A 2,082-nucleotide genomic window follows, 5' to 3' on the forward strand; every position below is an offset into this window, starting at 1 on the left:
GTAATTGGTTCAGGATACATTGGAATGGAGCTTGGACAACTATTTCATCATTTAGGTTCAGAAATAACGCTTATGCAAAGAAGTGAGCGACTTTTAAAGGAGTATGATCCTGAGATTTCAGAGTCAGTTGAAAAAGCGTTAATTGAACAGGGTATAAACCTTGTCAAAGGGGCAACTTTTGAGCGTGTTGAACAAAGTGGAGAGATAAAAAGGGTTTACGTAACAGTAAATGGCAGTAGAGAAGTCATTGAATCAGATCAGTTACTTGTTGCCACTGGAAGAAAACCAAATACGGATTCTTTAAATTTAAGTGCAGCAGGTGTTGAAACTGGAAAAAATAATGAAATCCTGATCAATGATTTTGGTCAAACAAGTAATGAAAAGATTTATGCAGCAGGAGATGTGACTTTAGGACCACAATTTGTATATGTAGCAGCCTATGAAGGTGGAATTATTACTGATAATGCTATTGGTGGATTAAACAAAAAAATAGATTTATCGGTAGTTCCTGCTGTTACGTTTACGAATCCGACGGTTGCAACGGTTGGTTTAACAGAAGAACAAGCAAAAGAGAAAGGGTATGATGTGAAGACATCTGTATTACCTTTAGATGCTGTTCCAAGAGCAATTGTAAACCGTGAAACAACCGGTGTATTTAAACTAGTAGCAGATGCAGAAACACTAAAAGTATTAGGGGTTCATATTGTATCTGAAAATGCAGGAGATGTCATCTATGCAGCATCATTAGCTGTTAAATTTGGCTTAACGATAGAAGATTTAACAGAAACCCTAGCACCATATTTAACAATGGCTGAAGGGCTAAAATTAGTTGCACTTACGTTCGATAAAGATATTTCGAAATTATCTTGTTGTGCAGGCTAAGGGAACTTTTTTAGGATTTTGAGATTTAAGTTATTTGAGGTCTGTAATGTAGACAGCTCAATCTACCTTAAAAAGGTCGTCTGAAAACCCTGTTTCCAAGTTTTCAGACGACCTTTCCTAATTACAGCAATTAATGTCGAATCAGCTTTACACCACGATGTTCACCAGTCTGCCCGGAACGACGATGATTTTCTTCGCAGGCTTGCCTTCCATGAATTTCACTGCGCCTTCGTTGGCAAGGGCGGCGGCTTCGAGGTCGGCTTTGGATGCGTCGGCGGCGACGGTGATTTTGCCGCGCAGTTTACCGTTGACTTGAACCATCACTTCGATTTCGGATTTGACCAAAGCGGCTTCATCGACTGTCGGCCAGCCTGCTTCCCACAGTTTCGCGCTGTTCAATTCGCTCCACAGGGTTTCGCAGATGTGTGGCACAATCGGCCACAGCAAGCGTACGGCGGCTTCCAATACTTCTTGAGCGACGGCGCGGCCTTGTTCGCTGCCGGTGTCGGTTTTATCGTATTGGTTGAGCAGTTCCATTACGGCGGCGATGGCGGTGTTGAACTGCTGACGGCGGCCGTAGTCGTCGCTGACTTTGGTGATAGTGGAATGCAGTTTGTGGCGCAGGTCTTTGAGTTCTTTAGACAAACCATCTTGGTTGCCTGCGAACGCTTTGACTGTTTCGCCTTGCTTCAAGTATTCGTAAACGGTACGCCACAGACGGCGCAGGAAGCGGTGTGCGCCTTCGACGCCGCTGTCGCTCCATTCGAGGGACTGTTCGGGCGGTGCGGCGAACATCATGAACAGGCGGGCGGTGTCTGCGCCGTAGGCGTTAATCAGTTCTTGCGGATCGACGCCGTTGTTTTTGGACTTGGACATTTTTTCCGTGCCGCTGATGACGACTGGCAGTCCGTCTGCTTTCAGAACGGCGGAAACAGGGCGGCCTTTGTCGTCAAAAGTCAGCTCGACATCGGCAGGGTTGATCCAGTCTTTGCCGCCTTTGTCGTTTTCGCGGTAGTAGGTTTCGCAAACGACCATGCCTTGCGTCAGCAGGCGTTCAAACGGTTCGTCAACATTGACCAAGCCTTCGTCGCGCATCAGTTTGGTGAAGAAACGCGCGTATAAGAGGTGCAGAATCGCGTGTTCGATGCCGCCGATGTATTGGTCGACCGCGCCCCAGTATTTTGCGGCTTTAGTCGATAC

Annotated in this window: 2 protein-coding genes; one reads left to right on the top strand and one right to left on the bottom strand. The window is 46.2% G+C overall.

Annotated features, from left to right (window positions below; genetic code table 11):
• Positions 1–882 (top strand): FAD-dependent oxidoreductase (locus ACTHUM_RS12165; RefSeq protein WP_440402977.1); only part of this gene is annotated, 882 nt, incomplete at its 5' end.
• Positions 883–1,029: 147 nt separating this feature from the next.
• Here ACTHUM_RS12165 and ACTHUM_RS12170 read toward each other — a convergent pair.
• Positions 1,030–2,082 (bottom strand): class I tRNA ligase family protein (locus ACTHUM_RS12170; protein ID WP_440402978.1); only part of this gene is annotated, 1,053 nt, incomplete at its 5' end.

The organism is Neisseria sp. P0021.S006, from assembly GCF_051956895.1.